Below are 25,168 nucleotides of genomic sequence, written 5' to 3'. Positions count from 1 at the left end.
ATCGGATCCACGGACCGATCCAGCCTACGCCAGGCCCTGTCGGGCTCAGCCGCCGGACCGGGTCAGCGTGCCGTGCGGCCGGCCGGCGCCCTCTTCGTACGACTGGTAGGCGAGGGTGCCCTCCGGAGTCAGGGTGAAGGCGATGTCGGCCGCGTCGCCCGTGCACAGACCCGCGCTGCTCGGTTTACCGGGGTCCAGGCGCTCACGGATCTTCACCACCCGGGCGGTGGCCGAGGAGAGCGCGCCGATGCTGTTGCAGGTGACGGTGGTGCCGAGAACGGTGAGCGAGACCTTCATCCGGGCCACGTCCGACCCCTTCCGTCCCTCGGTGAACACCGCTGTCAGCGTGCCGTGCGGGGCGCCGGACCGTTCGGTCAACGGCCCCTTCCAGGTACCGGCGAACGCCTTCGGGAGCCCGCCCAACTGGCCACCGGGCGCAGGCGAGGAGGGCGAGCCGGAGCGGGAGGGCGCGGCGGCGTCCGTGCTCGGCTTCTTCGTGGCGTCGCTGTCCGGCAGCAGGCCGGACAGCAGTCCGCTGCCCACGGTCACGGCGGCGAGCGCGCCCGCCACGGCCAGCGCGACGGTGCAGCTCACCCGTCGGCCCCGGAGGGCCCCGGGCTGCGCGTCGGCGTTCACGGTGACGGCGAACCGGGGATCGGCGGGGCGCTGCGAGGGCACTTCGCCGACGGCCCCCCCGTTCGAGGGCGGCACGGTCGGCCGGGGCGGCGTCGAGGCGATCGGCGGTCCGAACACACCCAGCACCGGATTCCCCAGCGAGGCGTTGCTGAACGGCACCGGCCCCGACTCCACCGGGGCCTCCTGCGGTTCCAGGTCCAGCAGGGCCACGGCCGCGCGACTGACCTCGCGCACCAGGGGGTTGGGCAGCCAGCCCGAGGCCACCATCGAGGCGGCGCCGCCGGGCGCGAGCAGCCGGGCCAGGTCCGCAGGGTCGGGCCGGCCCGCGGGGTCCTTGGTCAGGCACGCGGCGACCACGTCGCGCAGCTCGCCCTCCAGATCGCCCAGCTCGGGCTCCTCGTGCACCACCTTGTAGAGGAGTACGGCGGAGGAGTCACCGGGAAAGGGGGCGCTGCCGGTCGCCGCGTACGCCAGGACCGCCCCGAGCGAGAAGACGTCGGCCGCGCCGGAGATGTCCAGGCCGCGGATCTGCTCCGGCGCCATGTAGCCGGGCGAGCCGACCGACACCCCGGTGGAGGTGAGCGAGACGGTGGCGCCGGTGGCGCGGGCGATGCCGAAGTCGATCAGCCGGGGGCCGTCGAGGGCGAGCAGCACGTTGGACGGCTTCACGTCCCGGTGGATGAGGCCCTCGGCATGGACGGCGGCGAGCGCCTCGGCGAGACCGGCGCCCAGGGTCCGCACGGCGTACTCGGGCAGGGGTCCGTGCGTGGTGACGGCCTGCGACAGCGGGGGCCCCGCCACGTAACCGGTCGCCACCCACGGCACGGCGGCGTCCGGGTCGGCGTCCAGCACCGGGGCCGTCCACTGCGCGCCGACCCGCCGGGCCGCCTCGACCTCGCGGCGGAACCGGGCGCGGAACTGCTCGTCGAGCGCGAAGTGCGGATGGACGACCTTGACGGCGACGGTGCGCCCGCCCGCGCTGCGCCCGAGATAGACCCGGCCCATCCCGCCCGCGCCGAGCCTGCCGAGCAGCCGGTAGGCACCGATGGTGTGCGGTTCGCCGGCTTCCAGCGGCTGCATATATGGACTCCCCCTGTGGCCCGTCCCCGACCTGCGACCCGAAGCCTAGGGGCATGGGTCACCCGGTCACAGGGAAACGTTCTGCCGATTTCACCCCTATAGGGAACGAAGGGCGGTTTTCGCCACGACGAAAGGCGTGAATGTGTCGTTGGTCCGGTCGATACCGGGACGCGAACGGACTCCCGCCGGATGGCGTCCCCTATTCGACGTCCCGGTACACCCGGCGGACGTGTATCCCTTTCGTTCCATTCACCGGAAGGGAATGCTCCGGCCCGCCCCCGACGGGTAAGGCGATAAACAGTCGGCAGGGTCCGGGATTCCCCCATTCCCGGCCCATTACCCCCGTACCGGATACCGGAGCGCGGGGGTCAGCCGCCGAGCAGTTCGACCTTCACGTCGGCGGGGAAGCCGGTCGTCGCCCCGGTGCGCCGGGCGAACTCCCGGACCCCCTCCAACTGGTCCGGGCCGAAGCGGAAGTCCAGCGTCGTGAAGTACCGCTCCAGCAGCTCCGCGTCGAACGCCTCCCAGCGCGCGGCCTGCTCCGCGACCTTGGTGACCTCCTCCAGGGAGACGTCCCGCGAGGCCAGGAACGCCTCGTGGACCTTGGCCACATGCTGGGGATGCGCGGCCAGATAGTCCTTGCGGGCCGCCCAGACGGCGAAGACGAACGGCAGCCCCGTCCACTCCTTCCACATCTGCCCGAGGTCGTGGACCTGGAGGCCGAGGCGGGGAGCGTCGTGCAGGTTGGCGCGCAGCGCGGCGTCGCCGATCAGCACGGCGGCGTCCGCCTCCTGCATCATCAGGCCGAGGTCGGGCGGGCAGGTGTAGTAGTCGGGCTCGACCCCGTACCGCTCCGCGAGCAGCAGCTGGGCCAGGCGTACGGAGGTGCGCGAGGTCGAACCGAGCGCCACCCGGGCCCGGTCGAGCTGTTCGAGCGGGAGCTGCGAAACGATCACGCACGACATCACGGGCCCGTCGCAGCCGACGGCGATGTCGGGGAAGGCGACCAGGTCATCGGCGTTGCGGAGGAACTCCACCAGCGTGACGGGGCCGATGTCGAGATCGCCCCTGATCAGTTGCTCGCTGAGTCTCTCCGGGGTGTCCTTCGAGAGCTCCAGGTCGAGCAGGGTCCCGGTCCGTGCCAGTCCCCAGTACAGCGGGAGGCAGTTGAGGAACTGGATGTGGCCGACGCGCGGCCGGCTGCGACGGTCGTCGCCTTCGACGGGAGAGACGGTTGAATTGTCCACATCGCGAGGCTAGACCCGTACCCGTCGGGCGGCATCAGCGGGGCGTCCCGACCGCTCCCCCGAGTGGGCCGCCACCCTCTCCCGGAGCCCCTCTCCGCCGGCCCGTGAGTGACGCTAATCAAACATCCGGATGAAGTGATCTTTCCCCCTACCGCTCCCCGCAGAGTGCGTGCTAGGCTCGCCGCAAGTTGCAGTTTGGTTTCCCTTGCAGTACAGAGCCTGCGGAGCATGTAACCCGCAGGCTTTTGTAGTTTTCAGACTTGTTTGCAGGTTCTGGAGCAGGGCAACCCTTTGGCCCAAGGAGGGCTTATGGCTACCGGAACCGTCAAGTGGTTCAACGCTGAAAAGGGCTTCGGCTTCATCGCCCAGGACGGCGGCGGCCCGGATGTCTTCGTTCACTACTCCGCGATCAACGCGTCCGGGTTCCGCTCCCTCGAGGAGAACCAGGTCGTGAACTTCGACGTCACTCAGGGACCCAAGGGTCCGCAGGCTGAGAACGTCACCCCGGCCTAGTTGCCCGGGTCGGTCGATCGCGGCCGGTAAAGCAGTACCCAAGGAGCCCCGCTCCTCCGCCTCGGCGGGGAACGGGGCTCCTGCCTTTTGTCCTGTACGCGGCTCAGACGCCCCCGAGCTCCATGGCCGCCCTCGCCGTGACCGCGTCCGCCGGGTCCCAGCCCGCCCGCGGCACCGAGGCCAGCAGCAGCCGGGTGTACGGGTCGCGCGGACCCGCCAGGACGGTCTCCGTCGGCCCCTGCTCCACCACGGTGCCGCGGCGCATCACCAGCACCTCGTCCGTGATGTGCTGGACGACCGCCAGATCGTGGCTGACGAAGACCAGGGCGACCCCGGTGTCCCGGCGGATCTCGCCGAGCAGCGAGAGGATCTGCGCCTGGATCGAGACGTCCAACGCGGCCACCGCCTCGTCGAGGACCAGCACCCGGGGGTCCACCGCCAGAGCCCGCGCGATGGCCAGCCGCTGGCGCTGACCGCCGGAGAGACCGTGCGGCAGCGCGCCGGCCTCGCGGGCGCCGAGCCCCACCCGGTCGAGCAGCCCGTCGGCCAGGGTCTCCTCCCGGCCGTGCAGCCGCAGCGCCGTGGTCAGGCACTGGCGGGCGGTCAGGCGCGGGTCCAGGGAGACGTACGGGTCCTGGAAGACCATCTGGATCTCCCGGGCGCGGGCCAGCCGGGCGGTCCGGCCGCGCGGGGTACGCGGGGTGCGGGCGCGCCCCGCCACGGAGACGGTGCCCGCGTCGGGCCGTACGAGCCCCACCAGCATCCGGGCCACGGTCGTCTTGCCGGAGCCGGACTCGCCGACGATCCCCAGCGAACCGCCGGCCGGGACCGTGAAGGTGATGCCGTCGGCGGCGGTGAGAGTGGCGCCGCCCGGCAGTCCGTACGTCTTGCGCAGACCCTCCACGGTCAGCAGCGGTGCGCGCTCCTGGGTGTTCCCGGTCATCGGACACTCCTCTTCTTCCCGCCGGAACCCGCCACCGGCCCGGTCAGGACGGGCAGACGGCGGCAGGTCGCGGTGCCCCCGCCGTCCAGTGCCACCGGCTCGGGCCGCCAGGTGGCGCACTCCGGCTCGGCGTCCGGACAGCGGTCGGCGAACTCGCAGCCGCCGAAGGTGTCCGCCAGCGACGGCGGACGGCCCGGAATCGGACGGATCTCGCGGCCGGTCTCGCCGAGCGTCGGCGAGCAGTCGAGCAGGCCCCGGGTGTACGGGTGACCGGGCCGCTCGAAGAGGGCCGCGGCGGGCTGCTGCTCGACGACCCGGCCCGCGTACATGACGTACACGCGGTCGCAGTAGGCGGAGGCCAGGTGCAGATCGTGGGTGATGAACAGGAGCCCGAGGCTCCGCTCGGCCCGCAGGGTGCGGAGCAGGGCGAGGATCTCGGCCTGCGTGGTGACGTCCAGGGCACTGGTCGCCTCGTCGGCGAGCAGCAGTCTCGGTTCGGCGGCCAGCGCGCCCGCGATCACGACGCGCTGGAGCATGCCGCCGGACAGCTCGTGCGGGCGCTGGCGGATCCGGCGCGCGGGGTCCGGGAGGCCGACCGTGTCGAGGAGTTCGACGGCCCGGGCGCGGGCCGCCCTCCTGTCGAGGCCGGTGCCGGCGAGCCGCTCCACCAGGAAGTCGCCGATGCGGCGGACCGGGTTGAGGGCGGAGCGCGGGTCCTGGTGGACCATCGCGACCGTACGCGCCCGGTGCAGGCGCAGCGCCTCGCCGCTCAGGGCCAGGACGTCCGTGCCGTCGACGCGTACCGACCCGGAGACGGCCGTGCCCGGGGGGAGGGTACGGAGCGCCGCCCTGGCCGTCGTCGACTTGCCGGAGCCCGATTCGCCGACCAGGCCGACCACCTCGCCGGCCGCCACCCGCAGGGAGACGTCCGTGAGGACGGGGCGGGCGGTGCCGGGGAGTTCGAGGGTGAGGTTCTCGATGTCGAGGAGCATGCGGCTACCTCCTGCTGTCGAGTCGGTCGGCGGCCCAGACCCCGACGACGTTGAAGGACACCACGACGAGGGCGATGGCGGTGCCGGGCACCAGGGCCGGCAGCAGCGCGCCCTGCACGACGGCCGCCTGGCCCTCCTGCACCATCAGGCCCCAGTCGGAGCTGGGCGGCTGGGCGCCGAAGCCCAGATAGGAGAGCGTGGCCAGCGACATCAGGGCCTCGCCGAACAGCACCACCAGATAGCCGAGGACCGAACGGCCCAGGTTGGGGACCAGATAGCGGGCGCAGATCCGGGCGCCGCCCATGCCCTGGACGCGGTAGGCGTCGATGTACGGCTTGCGGCGTTCGGCGAGCGCCACGGAGCGGGTGTACTTCGCGACCGTCGGGGTGTAGGCGAGGCCGAGCGCGAGCACCGAGGTGGTGATGCCGGCACCGAAGACCGCGATGATCAGGACGGTGAACAGCAGCCCGGGGAAGGCGTACATGACGTCGGTGAGCCGGGAGACCAGGGTGTCGGTCCAGCCGCCGCGCCAGGCGGCGAGCGTGCCGAGCGCGACGCCGAGGACGGCCGCGATGGAGAGCAGCAGGATCGGCGCGATCAGGCTGGTGCGCGCGCCGTGCAGCACCCGGGAGAGCAGGTCCTGCCCGGAGGAGTCGGTGCCGAGGAGGTGGTCGCCGCCCGTGCCGACCAGGGACGCCGAGAGGTCGATGGCGTCGGGGGCGTACGGGGCGACGAGCGGTGCGAGTACGGCGGCGAGGACCACGAGGACGAGCACCGCGCCCGCGATCATGACGCTCGGCGGCCGGCGCGCACCGGTCGTGAGCCCGTTGAGGGCGAGGGTCGGGGCGCTCATGCGGCGGCCTCCTTCACACGCGGGTCGAGCAGCGGGTGCACCAGGTCGACGAGCGTGGTGACCACGATGTAGCCGGTGACCATGAGCAGGAGTACGGCCTGTGCGACGGGGAAGTCGTGCGTGTTGATGGCGCCGACGAGCAGCGAGCCGATACCGCTGATCCCGAAGGCCGTCTCCACGACGACCGTGCCGGCGAGCATGCCCGCCATGACCAGGCCGCACATGGTGACGATCGGTCCCAGCGCGTTGCGCAGGACGTGGCGGACCACGATCTCGCGCTCGGGGACGCCGGAGGCGCGGGCCACCTCCACGTGGTCGGCTGCGCCCGCGTCGGCCATCGACTGCCGGGTCACCCGGCTGATCAGCGCGAGTGCGCCGAGCGCCAGCGACAGGGCGGGCAGCGTCAGATGGTGCAGGGTGCCCGCGAAGCCCTCGCCGCTGCCGGTCACGGGGAACCAGCCGAGCTGGACGCCGAACAGCGCGACCAGGGCGATGGCCGAGACGAACGAGGGGACGGAGGCCGCCAGGGTGGTCCCGCCGACGACGGTCGAGTCGATCCAGGTGCCCCGGCGGACCGCGGCGAGGATGCCGGCGCCGACGCCCAGGACGACGAAGAGCACGGTCGCGTACGCCACCAGGGCGAGCGTCGTCGGGAAGCGGGCGGCCAGCAGATCGGCGACCTGGTCGCTGTACTTGAAGGACCGGCCGAGGTCGAACTGCAGGCAGTCGCCGAGCCAGCGCCCGTACTGCACGACCAGCGGCTCGTCGAGGTGGTACTGCGCCCGGACCAGTTCCAGCTTTTCCGGGGTGAGTTTGTCGCGGCCCCCGGCCAGGAAGACGGCCGGGTCACCGGGTGCCGCGTAGACGGCGGCGAAGATGACGAAGGAGGCGGCGAGGAGCGTGGCCAGCAGTCCGGCCAGCCGCCGTGAGATCCGGGCGAGCATCGGTGATCAGCCCTTCTTCGCGCCGAGTCCGGCGGCCCACGGGTAGTAGAGGTACGCCATGGAGGCCGGCGGGCCGGTCAGCTTCTCGTTCAGGACGAGGACGGACGGCACCTGGGCGACCGAGATCCACACGGCCGCGTCGGTGAAGGTCTTCTGGACGTCGACCGTGAGCTTCGCGCGCTCGGCGTCGTCGAGGGTGGCGAGTGCCTTCTTGACCTTGGCGTCGTACGCCGCGTCCTCGAAACCGACCCAGTTGTTGGAGGAGTCGGAGAGGGCGTTGTCGTAGAAGCCCATGGGGTCGGCCTTGGAGATGTACCAGTCGCCGACCAGCACGTCGATCTCGCCGCGGCTCTCGGGGTCGCTGTAGTACTGCTCGAACTGCGAGGTCGGGACCGTCTTGATCTGCCCCTTGAGGCCGATCCGCTGGAGCGCGGAGCGCACGGCGTTGGCGACGACGGTGCGGCCCTGGCTGGCGTCCGTACCGATCACGATCGCGTCGGTGGGGGCGGGGCCCGCCTCCTTCACCAGTTTCCTGGCCGCCGCGAGGTCGTCCGCGGTGGGGCTCTCGGGGGCGTAGGCGATGTCCTTCTGCGCGGCCTCGAAGACGTCCTTCTCGTAGCCCCAGGCGCCGGAGCCGACCGGGGTGCCCCAGGGCTGGACCATGGAGCCGTAACCGGAGGCCGCGATTCCCTTGCGGTCGAGCGCGAGCGAGAGAGCCCGGCGGATCTTCGGGTCCTTCAGGCCGCCGCGCTCGGTGGGGATCAGGACGAGGGAGGCCGTGGAGGGCCCGTAGTGCTGCTCGATGCCCTTCTTGCCGTCGAGTGCGGCGGCGGTGTTGGGCGACTCGGCGTACGCGCCGTCGGCGGCCCCGGTCGTGAGGGCGTTGACGAGTGCGCTGTCGGCGGCCCACCGGAAGGTGACCTGCTTCGTCAGCGGCTTCGCGCCCCAGTACGCGTCGTGGCGCCGGATGGTGATCGAGTCACCGGACTTCCAGTCGCCCAGCTCGTAGGGGCCCGTGCAGGCGTCGGGCTGCCCCGGCGTGCCGAAGTCCTCGCCCGCCTTCTCGACCTGCTCCTTGTTCCAGATGATGCCCGCGTCACCGGCGAGCGCCTTGAAGAACATGGCGTCCGGCGCCTTGAAGGTGATCGTGATCTGCCGGTCGCCGGTCTTCTTCATCGCGGCGATGTTGCCGAACTCGTCGCCCTGCTCCATGTCCGGGTCGGCGTGCCGCTCCAGGCTCCACAGCACGTCGTCGGCGGTCATCGGGGTGCCGTCGTGGAAGGTGACCCCGGAACGGAGGGTGAGGACGAGGGTCCTGTCGTCCGGTGTCTCGGCCTTCTCGGCGAGGAAGGGCTTCGTCGACATGTCCGGCTGGAGCTGGTAGAGCCGCTCGCAGACGTTGGTGAGGACCACGCGGCCCGCGCTGGAGCCCTGGGTGTCCAGGTCCAGGGAGTCCGGCTCGTCCTCCAGCAGCCAGTTGGCGTTGGCGAGTTCGCCCTTGGCCGGCGGGGTCGTCGGGGTGAGGGCGAGGGCGGCGGCTTCGGTCTTTCCGGCGCCGCCCCCGGTGTTCTGGGTGGCTCCACTGCAGCCCGTGGCCGCGACGACCGTCGCCACGACGAGACCCGCGGCCAGAGCCGTCTTACCTGCGGAGATGCGGTTCATCACTGATTTCCCGTCAGTTCTGGCCGTACGGGCCGTCGTAGAGGTTCCAGGGGAGGTGCTGGTACGCGCGGTCGCAGGGGGTTCCGGCGGTCACGTGGTAGTCCCCGGTGGTCAGGTCGGCCAGGGAGGAGACGAGCGTGGCCCAGTGCTCGACGAGGGGCCGGCGCGGATCCGGGTGGGTGCACAGGGATTCCGGGTGGCCGAGGTGGTCCGACATCGCCCGGCGGATGATCGTGCGGGACTCCTCGGGTCCGGTGGAGTCGCGCAGCGCCCTGAGTCCCTGCTCGGCCCGGGGGACACGGACCAGCGAGTCGGAGGACATCGGCCGGTAGCCGGCCGAGGCCAGCGGGCCGGGGATGCCCGCCTGGTAGTGGTTGCCGTGCACCAGCAGGCCGTCGGTCGGATACATCCAGCCGTGCCCGGCCGGGGTGGTCTCCAGGTCGATGGCGAAGCCCTCGCGGCAGGTGAGCAGCGCGTTGCTCGCGATGTGGGCCCGGGTGCGGCAGAGCACGTCGAGGGCGTCGGTGATGGTGCTCTGGTCCAGGACGCTGCGGCGCACGACGGTCTGCGGCAGCCCGATCGCGTCGTCGAAGCGGCCCCCGAGGCCGTTGGCGTTGAAGGCGATCCCGGCGGAGTTGGCGCCCTGGCGGCCGATCTGTCCGGCCTCGACCTGCATGATCAGGGTCGGCTTGGGGGGCTGGACGATCCGGATCATGACGACGGTGTCGGCGACGCCCGCCCGCCAGTCCCAGTTCTGTCCGGCGTAGACGTGTCCGTCGCCGCTGGCCTCGCCGAAGGCGGCGAAGGAGGTGCAGCCTTCCGCGGGCTCCTCGTCGGCCGGCCGGCCGTCAACCTCCATCTGCGCGAAGGACTTGTCGTAGATGACCTCGCCGCGGGCGTTCAGGGCGAGGACGTCGAGCAGGCCGACCCCGGCACCGTTCGCGATGCCCTGCATCTCCTCGACGAGGTGGGGCGCGTAGGCGCGCACCGGGTCCAGCCAGCGGGCGGCGCGGGCGGTGACCCGGTCCCAGGTCAGCCCTGCGGACCGGCCGAACGCCTCCTCGTAGTAGTCGAGGGCGGCTCGCAGTTGGGGGCGCACGGCTTCGCCGTACTGGCTCCCGCGTTCGAGCGGGCTGCCGGAGATCTCGATGACCGGGAGGACCCGGGCGGGGACGGGTTCCGTGGGACGGGGTGCCATTCTTCTCCTCGCGACGGAACGCTCCCGCGAGCGGCGTCGGAGGATCACCACGATCCTGTAACGTCGATTTCAGGATGCGTTCCCTTTGGAACGTTCTGCCCAGGACAGTAACGCCGGTCACACGGAAGTCAATGGTTGTAATGGAAATTCCAGAGAACGAGACCGGAGTGACGCGGCTGCGCGCAGCGATTCGCGACCAATGGGAGGAACTGTCCGCATCCGAACGGGCCGTGGCCCAGTACCTGGTCAGCGCCCCCGTCGAGCAGCTGCTCTTCGCCAGCGCCCAGGAGCTCGGCGCCGCCAGCTCCACCAGCAACGCCACCGTCGTACGCGCCCTCCAGCGCCTCGGATACGCCGGCCTGCCCGCCCTCAAGCGCGAACTGGCCAACGACTTCACCTCCGCCGTCCCGCCCGAGGTACGCCTCAAACAGCGCATCGCGCACGTCGGCCGCGACCTCGACTCCATCTGGGGCGACGTCTTCGACGAGGCACGCGAGCGCATCGACCACTGCCGGCGCCTCACCGGACCGGAGGCCCTGAGACGCTCGGTGACCGTGCTCGCCGAGGCCCACGAGGTGTTCTGCTACGGCATCGCCGCCTCGGAACCCGGCGCCCGCCACCTGTCCCTGGCACTCGGCCGGATCGGCCGCCGCGCCCGCTTCGTCTCCGAGACGGGCTTCGCCCTCGCCGACCAGCTGCTGGCCCTGGGACAGGGCGACGCCGTGGTGATCTTCCAGCCGGGCCGCCGGCTGGTGGAACTCACCGTGATGATGGAACGCGCGCGGGCCGTCGGCGCCAAGGTGATCCTCGTGACGGACGAGCTCGGCGAGGCGTACGCCGATCGCGTCGAGGCCGTCCTGACCGCGCCGCACACCCCGACCGGGATCACCGCGGAGTCACTGACGGGACTGCTCGTCGCGGATGCGCTGATCCTGGCGCTGGCCACGCTCGACGAGACCCGCGCGGTGGAGTCCTCGCACCAGCTCACAGCCCTGCGGGAGCAGCTGCTGAACCCGAAGCGACGCGGCTGAACAGCCGGCCGGACGACCGTCCGCACGGCCTCCCTTGACCTTCACACCGTGTGAGGCCGTGCACTGGGAGACATCATGTTCACCATCGGAGACTTCGCCAGGTACGGGCGGGTGTCGGCCAGGATGCTGCGCCACTACGACGCCATCGGGCTGCTGCGCCCCGACCGCACCGACCCCACGACCGGCTACCGCTTCTACGGCGCCGCCCAGCTCGCCCGCCTCAACCGTGTCATCGCCCTCAAGGACCTCGGCTTCACGCTCCAGCAGGTGCGGGCCATCCTCGACGAGCAGGTCGGCCCGGAGGAGCTGCGGGGGATGCTGCGGCTGCGGCGCGCGGAACTGGAGGCGGCCGTGGCCGCGGCGGCGGCACGGCTGGCCCAGGTCGAGGCGAGGCTCCGGTCGATCGAGAGCGAGGGACACATGTCCGCGAACGATGTCGTCGTCAAGCAGGTGCCCGCGGTACGGGTGGCGGAGCTGACCGGTACGGCGGAGAGCTACCAGCCGCAGGCCATCACCCCGGTGATCGGACCGCTGTACGACCGGCTGTTCCCGCTGCTGCAGGCGGCCGGAATCAGCCCCACGGGACCGGGCGTCGCACGGTACGAGGACGCCCCGGCGGGCGAGGGGGCGATCACCGTGCACGCCGGGGTGACGGTCTCCGCGCCGGTCGGCCCCGTCGGGGACACCGGCGTCACCGTGGTCGAGCTGCCCGCGTTCGAGGCGGCGACCATCGTCCACCGCGGTGCGATGGACGGGGTCCTCACCACGGAACAGACACTCGCCCGCTGGCTGGACACCAACGGATACCGGTCCCTGGGGTACACCCGGGAGGTCAACCTGGAGTGCCCCGAGGACAGGGACGCGTGGGTGACGGAGCTCCAGGAGCCGGTGGCCAGGGCCTGACTCCGGTGCGGTGGGGGCGTCCGCGCGTCCCGCACGAACGCCCCCACCCCGTTCCCCACCCCCGCGCTACGCCCCCGCCCACAGCCCTTCGTCGGTCAGCCCCAGCAGGTCGATCGCGTTGCGGCGCACGATCCGGTCCACGACGTCCGCGTCCAGGTGCCCCATCTGCGACTCCCCCACCTCGCGCGAGCGGGGCCAGGTGGAGTCGGAGTGCGGGTAGTCCGTCTCGTACAGGACGTTGCCGACGCCGATCGCGTCGAGGTTCTTCAGCCCGAAGGGGTCGTCGAAGAAGCAGCCGAACACATGCTCCGTGAAGAGTTCGGACGGCGGCCGGTGCACCTTGTCGGCGACCCCGCCCCAGGCGCGGTTCTCCTCCCAGACCACGTCGGCGCGTTCGAGGATGTACGGAATCCAGCCGATCTGCCCCTCCGCGTACATGATGCGGAGGTTGGGGAAGCGCTCGAACTTGCCGCTCATCAGCCAGTCGACCATCGAGAAGCAGCAGTTGGCGAAGGTGATGGTGGACCCGACGGCGGGCGGCGCGTCGGCCGAGGTCGACGGCATCCGCGACGACGAGCCGATGTGCATGGCGATCACCGTGCCCGTCTCGTCGCACGCCTGCAGGAACGGGTCCCACTCGTCCGTGTGGATGGACGGCAGCCCGAGGTGCGGAGGTATCTCGGAGAACGCGACCGCGCGCACACCCCGCGCGGCGTTGCGCCGGACCTCCTCCGCCGCGAGCCGGGCGTCCCAGAGGGGCACGAGGGTGAGCGGGATGAGCCGGCCCCGGGCATCGGGGCCGCACCACTCCTCCACCATCCAGTCGTTGTACGCGCGCACGCCCAGCAGCCCCAGCTCACGGTCCTTCGCCTCGGTGAAGGTCTGCCCGCAGAAGCGCGGGAACGTGGGGAAACAGAGCGCGGACTGGACGTGGTTGACGTCCATGTCGGCGAGCCGCTCGGGCACCGAGAAGGAGCCGGGCCGCATCTGTTCGTACGTGATGACTTCGAGCTTGATCTCGTCGCGGTCGTAGCCGACGGCGGTGTCCAGCCGGGTGAGCGGGCGGCGCAGATCCTCGTACACCCACCAGTCACCGACCGGCCCGTCGTCACCCTTCTCCCCCATGACGGGCGCGAACTTGCCGCCCAGGAAGGTCATTTCCTTGAGCGGCGCCCTGACGATCCGCGGACCGGAGTCCGCGTACTTGGACGGGAGCCGGTCCCGCCAGACATGAGCGGGCTCCACCGTGTGGTCGTCCACCGAGATGATCTTCGGGAAGGTCTCCATGCCTTCCACGGTAGCGCTGATCTGACGAACCGTCAGCTATCCGAACGGGGCTCCGGTTCCCAATCGTTGTCGAGGGGTTGTGCAGAGCGTCACCCACTGCTGACGACTCGGCCCAAAACAAGGCAGACTGTTGACCGCGATACCAGTGGTAAGGAGCGATCCGGATGCACGCCGCACATCGACACACAGGCGGGCATACCGAACAGGCGTGACCGAGCGGGACCGGTGGGACCGGCGGGGCGAGCAGGACAGGGGGCATCAATGGACCGTGACATCGGGCCACGCGTGCGCGTTCCGGAGCAGCGCGCGCCGCAGGGCGGGGAAGCCGGCGGCGCGCTGCGTTTCGCCGTGCTCGGACCCGTACGGGCCTGGCGGGGCGGGGAGGCGCTGCCCTCCGGATCGCCTCAGCAGCGGGCCCTGCTGACCGCACTGCTCCTGCGCGACGGCCGCACGGCCACCGCGGCCGAACTCATCGACGCGTTCTGGGGCGAGGACCCGCCCTCCCAGGCGCTGGCCACCATCCGGACGTACGCCTCCAGGCTCCGCAAGATCCTCGGCCAGGACACCCTGGTCAGCGAGTCCGGCGGGTACGCGATCCGGATCGGCCGTGACGCGCTCGACGTCACGCTCGCCGAGGATCTGGCCGTCGAGGCGGACAAGGCGCGGGCCGCCGGGGACCGGAACCGGGCCCGGACCCTGATCAACGAGCTCCTGGGCCTGTGGGACGGCGAGGCCCTCGCCTCCGTGCCCGGCCCCTATGCGGAGAACCAGCGCACCCGCCTGGAGGAGTGGCGCCTCCAGCTCACCGAGACGCGGCTCGACCTGGACCTGGAGGCCGGCTGCCACGCGGAGGCCGTCTCCGAACTGACCGCGCTCACCGCCGCGCACCCGCTGCGGGAGCGGCTGCGCGAGCTGCTGATGGTCGCCCTGTACCGCAGCGGCCGGCAGGCCGAGGCGCTCGCGGTGTACGCGGACACGCGCCGACTGCTCGCCGAGGAGCTGGGCGTCGACCCGCGCCCCGAGCTGTCACAGCTCCAGCAGCGCATCCTGCGGGCCGACGAGGAACTGGCCCGCCCCGCCGACGACTCCGCCCCGGCGCCCGCAGCGGTCCGCCCCGCCCAACTCCCCGCGACGGTGCCCGACTTCACGGGACGTGCCTCCTTCGTGCGGGAACTGGGCGACCGGCTCGCCACCGCCGAGGCGTCCGTCATGGCCGTCTCCGCGCTGGCCGGCATCGGGGGCGTCGGCAAGACGACCCTCGCCGTGCACGTCGCCCACGAGGCCCGCCCGCACTTCCCGGACGGGCAGCTGTACGTGGACCTCCAGGGCGCCGGCGCCCGCGCGGCCGAGCCCGAGACGGTCCTCGGCGCGTTCCTGCGCGCCCTGGGTACCCCGGACTCCTCGATCCCGGACTCCCTGGACGAACGGGCCGCGCTGTACCGCTCCACCCTGGACGGCCGCCGCATCCTGGTCCTCCTGGACAACGCCCACGACGCGGCCCAGATCCGCCCCCTGCTGCCCGGTACCGCGGGCTGCGCGGCCCTGGTCACGAGCCGCGTCCGCATGGTCGACCTGGCGGGCGCGCACCTCGTGGATCTGGACGTCATGTCCCCCGAGGAAGCCCTGCAGCTCTTCACCCGCATAGTCGGCGCCGAACGCGTCACCTCGGAGCGCGACGCGGCCCTGGACGTGGTCGCCGCCTGCGGTTTCCTCCCGCTGGCCATCCGTATCGCCGCTTCGCGGCTGGCCGCCCGTCGCACCTGGACGGTCTCGGTCCTCGCCGCCAAGCTCGCCGACGAGCGCCGCCGCCTGGACGAACTCCAGGCGGGCGACCTCGCGGTGAAGGCCACCTTCGAGCTCGGCTACGGCCAGCTGGAGCCGGCCCAGGCCCGCGCGTTCCGTCTGCTGGGCCTGGCGGACGGCCCGGACATCTCCCTGGCGGCGGCAGCCGCCCTGCTGAACCTGGACGTCCACGTGGCGGAGGACCTCCTGGAGACCCTGGTCGACACCTCCCTCCTGGAGTCGGCTGCCCCGGGCCGCTACCGCTACCACGATCTGGTCCGCCTCTACGCGCGTGCATGTGCGGAGCGGGACGAACAGCAGCCGCAGGAGCGGGAGCTGGCGTTGTCGCGGCTGCTCGACTTCTATCTGGCGACGGCCGCGGGGGTCTACGCGCTGGAACGGCCGGGAGAGCGGGTGCTCGATCACTTCGAGCCGACCCGCCGTCCGGGCCTCCCCTTCTCGACCAGGGAGGCCGCACTGGACTGGCTGTTCAACGAGTCCAGTGGCCTCCTCGCCTGCGCACGGCAGTCCGCGGCGGGCGGCATGCTCCGCAGAGCGGCGGATCTCCTCATGGCCGCCGTGGACCTGGGTGAATCCGGTGCCAACTCGCACCAGTTCACGCAGGCGGCGACGGCTGTGAGCGAGGCGGCCCGGGCCGCGGGAGACACCCGGGCGGAGGGGCGTGCCCGAACGATGCTCACTCATGTCCACAGCATCTCGGGCCAGTTCGCGGAGGCCCAGAACGATGCGCGCCGCGCACTCGAACTGGGCCTCGCCGCCGGAGATCCCGTCTCGACGAGCCAGGCCCCCAACCAACTGGGCATCATCGCCCTCTACGAGAACCGGCACGCCGACGCCGAGAACCACTTCACCCAGGCGCTCAACGCGTTCAAGGCCGACGGGAACAAGTCGGGGGAGGCGTCCGCCCTCTGCAATATGTCGAGGGTCCACCTCGCCACGGACCGGCAGGCGAGCGCGGTGAGTCTGGCCCAGCAGGGGATCGCGCTCTACGAGTCGGACGGAACCGGCCTCGCCCTGCGTCTGGCCAACGGCAAGTACGCCCTTGGCCTGGCCTTCACCGGTGCGGGCCAGACCGCCCAGGCCCGCGACGTGCTCACCGAGGCCCTGGACATCTTCTGTGACAACCGGCAGCGATTCTGGCAGGGGATGACCCTGTTCCGGCTGGCCGAGGTGGACTTGGCCGATCGCATGCCGGCGCAGGCCGCCGCGCAGGCCGAGCAGGCTCTGGCCGTCCTGCACGGCATCGGCGGGGACTGGCGGCGCGCGAACGTGCTCACCGTGCTGGGCCACAGCCTCGATGCCATAGGGCAGACGGTGCGCGCACAGGCGTGCTGGCGGGAGGCGCTCACGGTGTTCGAGGAACTCGGCTCGGACGAGACCGAATCCGTACGCGCCCTGCTGCACCCGGCCGTGGTGGTCTGACCCCGTTCCGCCCTGCCCGCCCTGCCCGGCGGCTTGTCATGGACAGGCGTTCATCAATCGTTTATCACGCCACGGCAGTCTCATACCTGTCGAACCGTCGCGTCGGGGGGCAGACGGATCGGCGAGAGGCCTCACCGTTAGGGTGAACGGCCCTGATGCGTCCGTCCGGCGATCCACGGGGGAACCGCCGGGCGGACGCATCCCCTCACACGTCCCACCCCATTCCAGGAGTTGACTGTCATGGCCGACAACAACGACATCCTCAAGCCGGCGGACGCCCACGCATCCGGCGAGGAGATCACCACTCAGGACGCCCACGCGTCGAGCGAGCCCATCAAGCCGGCGGACGCGCACGCATCCGGCGAGGAGATCACCACCCTGGACGCCCACGCGTCGACGCCGACGCCGAAGTAGACCTCACCCGCACGGGGAACGGCCGCGGCGGCGCGGAGGGGGTGCCGTCGCGGCCGTTGCATGTCCGCGCGCGGACGGGTTCGCCGGGCCGATGACGTACGCGGGGCCCTGCCGCCCGGTCGCACCGGGCAGCAGGGCCACCTCGTCAGCCTCTGCCGCGCAGCTCCCCCTTCAGCACCTTGCCGCTCGCGTTCCTCGGGAGTTCCGCCACGAACTCCACCGCCCTCGGCACCTTGTAGTTCGCCATCTCCCGCCGCGACCACGCGATCAGGTCGTCCGCCGTCACCGTCGCGCCCGGCCGCCGCACCGCGTACGCCTTGCCGACCTCGCCCAGCCTCGGGTCCGGGACTCCGACCACCGCGACGTCCGCCACGTCCGGGTGCAGGCCCAGGAGTTGTTCGATCTCCGCCGGGTACGCGTTGAAGCCGCCGACGATGAACATGTCCTTGATCCGGTCCGTGATGCGGAGGTTGCCGGCGTCGTCCAGGACGCCGATGTCGCCCGTGCGGAGCCAGCCGTCGGGGGTGATCGTGGCGGCCGTCGTGTCCGGGTCCTCGAAGTAGCCCGCCATGACGTTGAAGCCGCGGACCAGGACCTCGCCGGGGGCGCCCGGGTCGGCCAGGACGCGGACCTCCGTGCCGGGGATCGCGCGGCCGGAGGTGGAGGCGATGACGTCGGCGGGGTCGCCGGTGCGGCACATGGTGACGATGCCGCTCGCCTCGGAGAGGCCGTACGCGGTGAGGACCGTCGCGATGCCCAGCTCGGTGCGCAGGCGTTCCACCAGTTGGAGCGGGACCACCGCAGCGCCCGTGACGACGAGGCGGAGCGGTGAGAGGTCGTGGGCGCTGCGGGACGGGTGGTCCAGCAGGGACTGGTGGAGCGTGGGCGGGCCGGGCAGGACCGAGATGCGTTCGGCGGCGATGTTCGCGAGGACCGTGTCCACGTTGAAGACCGGTTGCGGGACCATCGTCGCCCCGCGCATGAGGCAGGCGATGATCCCCGCCTTGTAGCCGAAGGTGTGGAAGAAGGGGTTCACGATGAGGTAGCGGTCGCCTTCGCGGAGGCCGGCCAGGTCGCTCCAGATCGCGTAGCAGCGCAGGGTCTGTGCGTGGGTGATGACCGCGCCCTTCGGGCGGCCCGTGGTGCCCGAGGTGTAGATGATGTCGGAGGGGGTGGTGGGGGTGATCGCGTCCGCCCGTTCCCGTACCGCCTCGGGAGATATCCCCTCCCCCGAGGCCAGGAAGTCCTTCCAGGTCAGGTAGTCGTCGGGCGCGGTGTCGGCCAGCACCACCACGCGTTCCAGGGCCGGCAGCCGGACCTCGGACCGGCGCAGGGACGCCACGTACGAGGTGCCCAGGAAGGTGCCGGTGACGAAGAGCAGCTTGGCCCGGCTCCGTTGCAGGATGTACGCCGCTTCCGTGCCCTTGAAGCGGGTGTTGAGGGGAACGAGGACCGCGCCCGCGGTGACCGCCCCGAGTGCGGAGACGATCCAGTCCAGGGTGTTCGGCGCCCAGACGGCGACCCGGTCCCCGGGTTCGACACCCGTCGCGATGCAGGCCGCCGCGGCCCGTTCGACGCGTTCGCCGAGTTCCGTGTAAGTGATGCGGGTGCGGCCTTCGACGACCGCCTCGCGGTCCCCGTACCGCTGCGCCGCCGCCCGTACCAGCTCCGGGACGGTGGACCATTCCTCGTCGCCGCGCATCGCCTGTCCTCCCTGCCGCACCCGCACAGTAGCTGACTATCCGTCAGATTAGCTGTAGCCTCTGGCGCTGTCAGCAGTCATGACGGTCCCGGAGGTGGCGGTGGCGACGCTCAAAGACGTGACAGCGATAGCCGGTATAGGACAGACGGCCTTCGCGAAACAACTACCGGAGAGCGAGAAGGTGTTGGCCTGTCGCGCCATCGTCGCGGCGCTCGACGACGCCGGGATCGCGGCGTCGGAGGTCGACGGGTTCGCCTCGTACACGATGGAGGAGACCGACGAGGTCGAGGTCGCCAAGGCCATCGGCGCCGGTGACGTCACCTTCTTCAGCAAGGTGGGGTACGGGGGCGGCGGCTCCTGCGCGACGATCGCGCACCTCGCCGCGGCCGTCGCCACCGGACAGGCGAGCGTGGGCGTGGCCTGGCGGTCCCGGAAGCGCGGGTCGGGGCCCCGGCCCTGGAAGAACACCGCCGTCCAGCTGCCGACCCCCGCCCAGTGGACCCGGCCCTACGGGCTGCTGCGGCCGTCCGACGAGATCGGGATGCTGGCGCGGCGCTACATGCACGAGTACGGGGCCACCCGCGACCACCTCTTCAACGTCGCCCTCGCCTGCCGCAACCGCGCCAACCAGAACCCCGACGCGATGATGTACGAACGGCCGCTGACCCGCGACATGTATATGACCTCGCGCTGGATCAGTGAGCCGCTCTGCCTCTTCGACAACTGCCTGGAGACGGACGGAGCGCTCGCCTGCGTCATCGTCTCCGCCGAACGGGCCCGCGACTGCCGGCAGAAGCCCGTCTACATCCACTCCGTCGCCCAGGGCCTCCCCGCGCAGCACCACGGGATGGTCAACTACTGGAACGACGACCCGCTCACCGGGCCCGCCTGGACGGCGGCCCGACAGCTGTGGAAGCAGGCCGACTTCGGGCCGGGAGACGTCGATGTGGCCCAGATCTACGACGCGTTCACCCCGCTCATCCCGCTCTCCCTGGAGGGCTACGGGTTCTGCGGGCGCGGCGAGGGCGCCGCGTTCACCGAGGGTGGTGCCCTGGAGATCGGCGGACGGCTGCCGCTCAACACGGGCGGCGGCGGGCTCAGCGAGGCGTACGTGCACGGCTTCAACCTCATCAACGAGGGCGTGAAGCAGCTGCGCGGCGTCTCCACCGCCCAGGTCCCCGACGCCGCGACCTGCCTGGTCACCGCCGGGGAGGGCGTCCCCACCTCCGCCGTCCTGCTGAGGAGCTGAGATGGATTCCCTGCTCGTGCCCGTCGTCGACGAGGACGGGGCCCCCTTCTGGGAGTACGCCGCCCGTGGCGAACTCCGCGTCCAGTCCTGCGCCGCCCCCGACTGCGGCGAGCTCCGCTTCCCGCCCCGGCCCTGCTGCCCGCGCTGCCAGTCCTTCGACAGCGAGTGGCGGCCGATGAGCGGACGCGGCCGGATCTGGTCGTACGTGGTGCCTCATCCGCCCCTGCTGCCCGCGTACGCCGAACAGGCCCCGTACAACGCCGTCGTCGTCGAACTGGCCGAGGCCCCACGGATCCGGCTGGTCGGCAATGTGGTGAGCGGACCGGACGCACCGCTGAACTCGGTCGATCCGGGGCGGCTACGGATCGGAGCGGCCGTGAGGGCGGTCTTCTGCCCGGCCGGCCCCGACGCCCCCGGTCCGACCGTGGTCCGCTGGCTGCTGGAGCGGTGAGCGGGGTGCTGCGCACGGAGACGGATGACGGCACCGGGGTCGCGCTCGTCACCCTCGACCGGCCGGCGAAACTCAACGCGATCGACCTCGCTACGGCGGACGAACTCGCCGCGGCCTGGCGGGCGTTCCGCTACGACGAGGCGGTACGGGCGGTCGTCCTCACCGGGGCGGGCGGGCGCGCCTTCTGTACCGGGATCGACCGGGGGGCCGAGGTGCCGCAGCCGCCTTCCCCGTACACGATCGACGATCCGCTGATCGCGATCGGCCCGAAGGCGAACGATCTGTGGAAGCCCGTGATCGTCGCGGTGGAGGGGATGGCCTGCGGCGGGGCGTTCTACCTGCTGGGCGAGGCCGAGTTCGTCATCGCCTCCGAGGAGGCGACGTTCTTCGACCCGCACACGACGTACGGCATGGTCAGCGCGTACGAGGCGATCTCGATGGCGCAGCGGATGCCGTTCGGCGAGGTCGCCCGGATGTCGCTGATGGGCACCGCCGAACGGGTCACGGCCCGGCGCGCGTACGAGACCGGGCTGGTCAGCGAGGTCACCCCGGTCGGCGGCGCGGTGGACGCGGCGCTGCGGGCGGCGGCGGTCATCGCCTCGTACCCGACGGCTGCCGTCCAGGGCACCGTACGGGCGGTGTGGTCGGCGAAGGAGGCCGCGCGGGCGCAGGCACTGGCCCACGCCCCGCAGCTGATCGCGCTGGGCAATCTGGCTCCGGAGCAGCAGGCCGAGCTGTTCGGGAAGCGGGGCGCAGGCGGGACGTACCGGCTGCGGTGAGGGGGCGGGGCCGGGTCAGTAGCGCACTTCCGCCGTGACCCGGCACTTCTTCACCTTCGACACCTTGCGGGGGCTGTCCATGCGGACGGTGAGGCTCTTGACGTCGCCGTACGCCAGCTCCGCGGTGGTCTCGCCCGTGTCGACGGTGTTCCCGAGCGCGTCCAGGAAGGTCACCTCGATGTCGTACGTCTTCGCCGTGCCGGACGCCGTGGACCTGAGCTCGACGACGGACGAGGTGGTGGCCCTGCGCTTGCCCTTGCGGGGCTGGGCGCAGCGGATGACCCGCACCTCGGGGGCGCCGGGGGCCGTGGAGACCGCGGTCGGCGTGCCGTAGTCGGTGCCGCCGGACGAGCTGCTCGACGCGTCGTAGTCGTTGTCGTCGTAGTCGTAGTCGTTGTTGCTCTTCTTGGAGCTGGAGCAGCCACCGCCGCTCGAACCGCTGCTCTTGCCGCTCCGGCTCTTCCCGCCGCCCTTGCCTCCACTGCTGGAGGTCGAGAAGCCGGTGAGTGCGAGCACCACCACGACCAGCACTGCCGCGAACCTCATACGTCGCCGCATCATCGACGCAGCCCCCTTGTGTTGTTGACACGTCCTCCGGTCGCCGAGCGGACCGCGCGACACCGTAACCCACAGCATTCCGGCCGTGACCGGCAACCCGGTCATGACCCTGTCACGGTTGTGTCATCGTCCGCGCCGGCCGGCCCCCGGCGGGGCGACCGGCTCCGGTCGCGGGCGTGTTCGGCCGGGCGTAGCGTCGGATTCCGGAGAGGCGCGTACGCCGGTCGGCGTGCGCCGCGCATCTCGCACGCTCCTCTGGAGGCCGCCGGTGATCCGCAACGTCCTCGGTTCCGTCCTCGCCCTCGCCGGGGCGGCGGCTGCCGTCCTGAGCCCCTTCCGTGTCTGGTACGAGGGCCGTCTCGGGCACGACTACCGGATTCAGGACCTCTTCGAGGGCATCACCGCGACGGAGTCAGCGGTGCTGGGCTCGATCCTGTTGCCCTTCCTCTTCGCCGCGCTGCTGACCCTGGTCGGGGTCGTGTTCCGGTCACGCTTCGCGGTGGCGTTCGCGGGCGTGCTGGTGCTGGGCTTCACCGTGCTGTGGATGGTCCGCCTGGGGCAGGCGGCCAACGGTCTGACGGTCGGCGCGGACGGCACCGGGCTGCAGATGGGCGTGGCGATCGCGGGGGCGGGCGGACTGCTGATGCTGATGGGTGCGGCGCTGATGTCGGGGCGGCAGGGTGCGCGTCTGCGCCGGGCCGAGCGCACGGCGCCCTATCCCCCGCCGGGGTCGGACCACCCGGACACCTGGCCGCCCACGCAGGAGCCGGGGCCTTCCGCGCAGACGTCTCCCTGGCCGGAGCGGGAGATGGACCCGTACGTGGGCCCGGACCCCGGCCCCCGCGAGGACCAGGAAACCCGCTCGTACCCGGTCCAGGACGAGCCGCCCGACCACCGGCGCCCGCCCCCGCAGTACTGATCCGGCCTGATCCGAACGAAAGACCCTAGGCCCGCGCCCGGTTCCCCGTGCCCGTGCCCTTCAGCGCGTCCAGCGCGTACACACAGCGGTCCTTGCTGCACGCGTACACCACACCCGCCCGCGCCACCGGCGAGCCCGTGATCTCGCCGCCCGTGGCGAGCTTCCAGCGGAGCTGGCCGCCCGCCGCGTCCAGCGTGTAGAGCACGTGGTCGGCGGAGCCGAAGTGCACGCGGCCGTCCGCGACCACCGGTGCGCCCACCACGTCGCCGCCCGCCGCGAACCGCCACTTCGGGGTGCCCGTCACCGCGTCCAGCGTGTACAGCGCGCTCCCGCTGCCGACATGGACGTTCCCCGCCGCCACCAGCACCGGCTCGATGGACTGGCGCGCCTCCGTGGCGATCCGCCAGCGGTCCTTGCCGGTCGTGGCGTCGAGTGCGTACACCGTGCCGAGGTAGTCGGCGAGGTACACCCCGCCCCCGGTGACCGCGGGTCCCGGGGCGAACGCGGGCGGGGAGAGGAAGACGGCCGGCGACTCGAAGTGCCAGCGCACATGGCCGGAGACCGAGTCCACGGCCAGCACCCGGGTCCCCGCGGAGACGTACACGCAGCCGTCCGGCGCCGGGGTCACCCGTACCGGCACACCGCCGCAGGAGGCCGCGTCACCGATCGGGTACGACCACCGCTCGCCACCCGTACGGGCGTCGACGGCGCGCAGCCGGGCGTCCTGCCACAGGTACACCGTGCCGTCGTGGATCGCGGGCCCCGCCTCCGGCGTCTCGAAGTCCGTCTGGACGCCCGAGGTCTCCCACAGCTTCTCGCCGCTGGACGCCTCCCACGCCTGTACGCCGCCGCCCCTCGTCCCGGTCAGGACGGTGCCGCGGTCGGCCTTCAGGGAGTAGACCCAGGCGTCCGTCTGCAACCGCCACCGTTCGGCGCCGGTCGCCGCGTCGAGCGCGTACAGGGACGGGCCGTCCGAACCGTGTATCCGGCCGCCGTCGACCGCCATCGCCCAGGCCACGTCCCGGGTCTTGAACTGGCGCCTTCCGTTGCCCACATCGAGCGCGTGGACCTCGAAGGACGTCACGTACAGCAGGTCACCGGCGACGACCGGCGTGCCCCACACATCGTTCGACATGCGGAAACGCCAGGGCCGCCAGCGGTCCGGAGCGGCGGGCGCCGCATCCGGGGCGGGCGTGGGGGCGGGCACGGGAGCGGTCGGCGCGGTGGCGCCGTTCACCCCTGCGGGCGGGCGCACCCAGCCGGTGGCCGGATCGGCGTGCGCAGCCGCTGCGCCCCGGACCTCGCCGGGCCGCAGCCCGGGACCGATCGGCACCTTCGCACCGGCCAGCCGTACGGGGCCGCCGTCGGGCGAGGGGGCCGGGCCGGGGGAAGGGGAACGGAGGTCGGCACCGCTGCGCCAGGCCGTCTCCCAGTCCGCGCCCTGCGGCGGGTTCGGCGGCTGCGGGGGCGCGGCCACCGGCGCGGGGGCGTGCGCGGGGACCGGGGCGGCCGGTGCGATCGTGCGACCACCGCCGCGCCGCTGCTCGATCATCGCGGTGGCCCGGTGCGGCAGCCACGCCGACGCCGTACCGCTGTCGTCGCTGCCGGAGGCGAAGAGGTGCGGGGCGAGCTGGGCCTGCAGATCGGCCGGGCTCGGCCGCCGCGTGGCGTCCATCTGCATGCAGGACTCGATCAGCGGTCTCAGGTCGTCGGGCAGGCCCTCCGTGTCGGGGCCCTCCCGCAGCAGCATGAACACCGTCTCGACGGGGTTGGCACCGTGGAACGGCGCGTGCCCGGTCGCCGCGAACACCAGCGTCGAGCCGAGCGAGAACACGTCGCTGGCCCCGGTCACGCTCCGTGAGTCACGTGCCTGCTCGGGAGACATGTAGGCGGGCGTGCCCACCGCCACGTTCGTCATGGTCAGCCGGGTGTTGGAGACCCCGGACGCGATCCCGAAGTCGATCACGCGCGGCCCGTCCTCGACGACGAGCACGTTGGACGGCTTCAGGTCGCGGTGGACGAGGCCCGCGCCGTGGATGGACTGGAGCGCCTCGGCGATCCCGGCCGCGAGCCACCGCACCGCCTGGGTCGGCATCGGCCCGCACTCATTCACTATCTCCTCGAGCGAGGGGGCGGGTACGTAGGCGGTGGCCAGCCACGGCACCGCCGCTCGCGGGTCGGCGTCCACCACGGCCGCCGTGTAGAACCCGCTGACCGCGCGGGCGGCCTCCACCTCGCGCGTGAAGCGGACCCGGAACAGCTGGTCCTCCGCGAGCTCCGTGCGTACCGTCTTGATCGCCACCCGCCGGCCCGACGCCGAGCGCGCGAGATAGACCAGCCCCATGCCGCCGGCCCCGAGTCGTCCCAGCACCTCGAACGGGCCGATCCGCCTCGGGTCGTGCTGCGTCAGCTGCTCCACCACTTGCCTGCCACCTCCCCGTACGGACCTCAGAGAACAGAGGCCCGCGAAATCCCGCCATGTGCAGCGTCTCACCACTGGGCACCACCTGGCGGTGCGCACCCCGATTCTTCCTGCCTGAGGCCCTGGTTGCGAACCCGGGGGCGGATCGGGGTGTCTCATG

General features: G+C 72.0%; 21 protein-coding genes. 9 read left to right on the top strand and 12 right to left on the bottom strand.

Annotated elements, in window-relative coordinates:
* Positions 1 to 45: 45 nt before the first annotated feature.
* Together OG230_RS20865 and OG230_RS20860 are read right to left on the bottom strand one after the other, a co-directional pair.
* Positions 46 to 1,716: a serine/threonine-protein kinase gene (locus OG230_RS20865; RefSeq protein WP_328905246.1), complete on the bottom strand. Its 1,671-nt coding sequence runs from the start codon at positions 1,714 to 1,716 to the stop codon at positions 46 to 48.
* Between the two features lie 368 nt (positions 1,717 to 2,084).
* Positions 2,085 to 2,963, bottom strand: coding sequence for a menaquinone biosynthetic enzyme MqnA/MqnD family protein (locus tag OG230_RS20860; RefSeq protein ID WP_328905245.1), 879 nt, complete (start codon positions 2,961 to 2,963; stop codon positions 2,085 to 2,087).
* Positions 2,964 to 3,272: 309 nt separating this feature from the next.
* Here OG230_RS20860 and OG230_RS20855 point away from each other — a divergent pair, with 309 nt between their 5' ends.
* Positions 3,273 to 3,476: a cold-shock protein gene (locus OG230_RS20855; protein ID WP_003967102.1), complete on the top strand. Its 204-nt coding sequence runs from the start codon at positions 3,273 to 3,275 to the stop codon at positions 3,474 to 3,476.
* A gap of 103 nt (positions 3,477 to 3,579) precedes the next feature.
* Here the strand turns inward: OG230_RS20855 and OG230_RS20850 are convergent, their stop codons facing one another.
* Genes OG230_RS20850 through OG230_RS20825 form a run of 6 tightly spaced genes read right to left on the bottom strand, consistent with a single transcriptional unit; the run spans position 3,580 to position 10,068 of the window.
* On the bottom strand, positions 3,580 to 4,419 hold the full coding sequence (locus tag OG230_RS20850; RefSeq protein WP_328905244.1) for an ABC transporter ATP-binding protein: 840 nt from the start codon (positions 4,417 to 4,419) through the stop codon (positions 3,580 to 3,582).
* Entirely contained in the window at positions 4,416 to 5,411 is a 996-nt protein-coding gene (locus tag OG230_RS20845) for an ABC transporter ATP-binding protein (protein WP_328905243.1), read from the bottom strand. The genes OG230_RS20850 and OG230_RS20845 overlap by 4 nt, the downstream gene beginning before the upstream one ends.
* A gap of 4 nt (positions 5,412 to 5,415) precedes the next feature.
* Positions 5,416 to 6,264: an ABC transporter permease gene (locus OG230_RS20840; protein WP_328905242.1), complete on the bottom strand. Its 849-nt coding sequence runs from the start codon at positions 6,262 to 6,264 to the stop codon at positions 5,416 to 5,418.
* On the bottom strand, positions 6,261 to 7,208 hold the full coding sequence (locus OG230_RS20835; protein WP_328905241.1) for an ABC transporter permease: 948 nt from the start codon (positions 7,206 to 7,208) through the stop codon (positions 6,261 to 6,263). The genes OG230_RS20840 and OG230_RS20835 overlap by 4 nt, the downstream gene beginning before the upstream one ends.
* Before the next feature lie 6 nt (positions 7,209 to 7,214).
* Entirely contained in the window at positions 7,215 to 8,870 is a 1,656-nt protein-coding gene (locus tag OG230_RS20830) for an ABC transporter substrate-binding protein (RefSeq protein WP_328905240.1), read from the bottom strand.
* Between the two features lie 13 nt (positions 8,871 to 8,883).
* Positions 8,884 to 10,068, bottom strand: coding sequence for a C45 family peptidase (locus OG230_RS20825; RefSeq protein ID WP_328905239.1), 1,185 nt, complete (start codon positions 10,066 to 10,068; stop codon positions 8,884 to 8,886).
* A 131-nt stretch (positions 10,069 to 10,199) separates the two neighbouring features.
* Between OG230_RS20825 and OG230_RS20820 the strand changes: the two genes are divergently transcribed.
* Positions 10,200 to 11,099 (top strand): MurR/RpiR family transcriptional regulator, encoded by a 900-nt coding sequence (locus OG230_RS20820; RefSeq protein WP_443051347.1) that lies wholly within the window; start codon positions 10,200 to 10,202, stop codon positions 11,097 to 11,099.
* A gap of 75 nt (positions 11,100 to 11,174) precedes the next feature.
* Positions 11,175 to 12,002 (top strand): MerR family transcriptional regulator, encoded by an 828-nt coding sequence (locus OG230_RS20815; protein WP_328905237.1) that lies wholly within the window; start codon positions 11,175 to 11,177, stop codon positions 12,000 to 12,002.
* Positions 12,003 to 12,068: 66 nt separating this feature from the next.
* On the opposite strand, the gene OG230_RS20810 is transcribed toward OG230_RS20815, so the two are convergent.
* Positions 12,069 to 13,289, bottom strand: coding sequence for an amidohydrolase family protein (locus OG230_RS20810; RefSeq protein WP_328905236.1), 1,221 nt, complete (start codon positions 13,287 to 13,289; stop codon positions 12,069 to 12,071).
* A gap of 261 nt (positions 13,290 to 13,550) precedes the next feature.
* Between OG230_RS20810 and OG230_RS20805 the strand changes: the two genes are divergently transcribed.
* Positions 13,551 to 16,514: an AfsR/SARP family transcriptional regulator gene (locus OG230_RS20805; protein WP_328905235.1), complete on the top strand. Its 2,964-nt coding sequence runs from the start codon at positions 13,551 to 13,553 to the stop codon at positions 16,512 to 16,514.
* Between the two features lie 240 nt (positions 16,515 to 16,754).
* The gene (locus tag OG230_RS20800) at positions 16,755 to 16,928 is read left to right on the top strand and encodes a hypothetical protein (protein WP_328905234.1); all 174 of its coding nucleotides are present in this window, start codon (positions 16,755 to 16,757) and stop codon (positions 16,926 to 16,928) included.
* 145 nt (positions 16,929 to 17,073) lie between these two features.
* Here OG230_RS20800 and OG230_RS20795 read toward each other — a convergent pair whose 3' ends face one another.
* Positions 17,074 to 18,630: a FadD3 family acyl-CoA ligase gene (locus OG230_RS20795; protein WP_328905233.1), complete on the bottom strand. Its 1,557-nt coding sequence runs from the start codon at positions 18,628 to 18,630 to the stop codon at positions 17,074 to 17,076.
* A gap of 100 nt (positions 18,631 to 18,730) precedes the next feature.
* On the opposite strand from OG230_RS20795, the gene OG230_RS20790 reads away from it, so the two are divergent.
* The 3 genes from OG230_RS20790 to OG230_RS20780 are packed head-to-tail and all read left to right on the top strand — an operon-like array spanning position 18,731 to position 21,109.
* Positions 18,731 to 19,879 (top strand): lipid-transfer protein, encoded by a 1,149-nt coding sequence (locus OG230_RS20790; protein WP_328905232.1) that lies wholly within the window; start codon positions 18,731 to 18,733, stop codon positions 19,877 to 19,879.
* Between the two features lies 1 nt (position 19,880).
* Complete coding sequence (locus OG230_RS20785; protein WP_328905231.1) at positions 19,881 to 20,330, top strand: Zn-ribbon domain-containing OB-fold protein; 450 nt, start codon at positions 19,881 to 19,883, stop codon at positions 20,328 to 20,330.
* Positions 20,331 to 20,335: 5 nt separating this feature from the next.
* Complete coding sequence (locus tag OG230_RS20780; protein ID WP_328905230.1) at positions 20,336 to 21,109, top strand: enoyl-CoA hydratase/isomerase family protein; 774 nt, start codon at positions 20,336 to 20,338, stop codon at positions 21,107 to 21,109.
* Positions 21,110 to 21,124: 15 nt separating this feature from the next.
* On the opposite strand, the gene OG230_RS20775 is transcribed toward OG230_RS20780, so the two are convergent.
* Entirely contained in the window at positions 21,125 to 21,670 is a 546-nt protein-coding gene (locus OG230_RS20775) for a hypothetical protein (RefSeq protein ID WP_328905229.1), read from the bottom strand.
* A gap of 265 nt (positions 21,671 to 21,935) precedes the next feature.
* Between OG230_RS20775 and OG230_RS20770 the strand changes: the two genes are divergently transcribed.
* Positions 21,936 to 22,586 (top strand): hypothetical protein, encoded by a 651-nt coding sequence (locus OG230_RS20770; RefSeq protein WP_328905228.1) that lies wholly within the window; start codon positions 21,936 to 21,938, stop codon positions 22,584 to 22,586.
* Between the two features lie 25 nt (positions 22,587 to 22,611).
* Here OG230_RS20770 and OG230_RS20765 read toward each other — a convergent pair whose 3' ends face one another.
* Positions 22,612 to 25,008 (bottom strand): outer membrane protein assembly factor BamB family protein, encoded by a 2,397-nt coding sequence (locus OG230_RS20765; RefSeq protein ID WP_328905227.1) that lies wholly within the window; start codon positions 25,006 to 25,008, stop codon positions 22,612 to 22,614.
* Between the last annotated feature and the right edge of the window lie 160 nt (positions 25,009 to 25,168).

Origin of the sequence: Streptomyces sp. NBC_00234, from assembly GCF_036195325.1 — a bacterium.
In the GTDB taxonomy this organism is placed as follows: Bacteria; Actinomycetota; Actinomycetes; order Streptomycetales; family Streptomycetaceae; genus Streptomyces.
Note: the sequence above shows the minus strand (reverse complement) of the source record. Positions and strands in the feature narration are given on the sequence as shown.

Excerpts from the sequence above, each read along its gene's own strand:
- OG230_RS20830 (WP_328905240.1), bottom strand. The coding sequence starts at position 8,870 with ATGAACCGCATCTCCGCAGGTAAGACGGCTCTGGCCGCGGGTCTCGTC.
- OG230_RS20795 (WP_328905233.1), bottom strand. The coding sequence starts at position 18,630 with ATGCGCGGCGACGAGGAATGGTCCACCGTCCCGGAGCTGGTACGGGCG.
- OG230_RS20785 (WP_328905231.1), top strand. The coding sequence starts at position 19,881 with ATGGATTCCCTGCTCGTGCCCGTCGTCGACGAGGACGGGGCCCCCTTC.
- OG230_RS20845 (WP_328905243.1), bottom strand. The coding sequence starts at position 5,411 with ATGCTCCTCGACATCGAGAACCTCACCCTCGAACTCCCCGGCACCGCC.
- OG230_RS20850 (WP_328905244.1), bottom strand. The coding sequence starts at position 4,419 with ATGACCGGGAACACCCAGGAGCGCGCACCGCTGCTGACCGTGGAGGGT.
- OG230_RS20810 (WP_328905236.1), bottom strand. The coding sequence starts at position 13,289 with ATGGAGACCTTCCCGAAGATCATCTCGGTGGACGACCACACGGTGGAG.
- OG230_RS20835 (WP_328905241.1), bottom strand. The coding sequence starts at position 7,208 with ATGCTCGCCCGGATCTCACGGCGGCTGGCCGGACTGCTGGCCACGCTC.
- OG230_RS20775 (WP_328905229.1), bottom strand. The coding sequence starts at position 21,670 with ATGATGCGGCGACGTATGAGGTTCGCGGCAGTGCTGGTCGTGGTGGTG.
- OG230_RS20840 (WP_328905242.1), bottom strand. The coding sequence starts at position 6,264 with ATGAGCGCCCCGACCCTCGCCCTCAACGGGCTCACGACCGGTGCGCGC.
- OG230_RS20815 (WP_328905237.1), top strand. The coding sequence starts at position 11,175 with ATGTTCACCATCGGAGACTTCGCCAGGTACGGGCGGGTGTCGGCCAGG.
- OG230_RS20855 (WP_003967102.1), top strand. The coding sequence starts at position 3,273 with ATGGCTACCGGAACCGTCAAGTGGTTCAACGCTGAAAAGGGCTTCGGC.
- OG230_RS20865 (WP_328905246.1), bottom strand. The coding sequence starts at position 1,716 with ATGCAGCCGCTGGAAGCCGGCGAACCGCACACCATCGGTGCCTACCGG.
- OG230_RS20805 (WP_328905235.1), top strand. The coding sequence starts at position 13,551 with ATGGACCGTGACATCGGGCCACGCGTGCGCGTTCCGGAGCAGCGCGCG.
- OG230_RS20820 (WP_443051347.1), top strand. The coding sequence starts at position 10,200 with ATGGTTGTAATGGAAATTCCAGAGAACGAGACCGGAGTGACGCGGCTG.
- OG230_RS20800 (WP_328905234.1), top strand. The coding sequence starts at position 16,755 with ATGGCCGACAACAACGACATCCTCAAGCCGGCGGACGCCCACGCATCC.
- OG230_RS20825 (WP_328905239.1), bottom strand. The coding sequence starts at position 10,068 with ATGGCACCCCGTCCCACGGAACCCGTCCCCGCCCGGGTCCTCCCGGTC.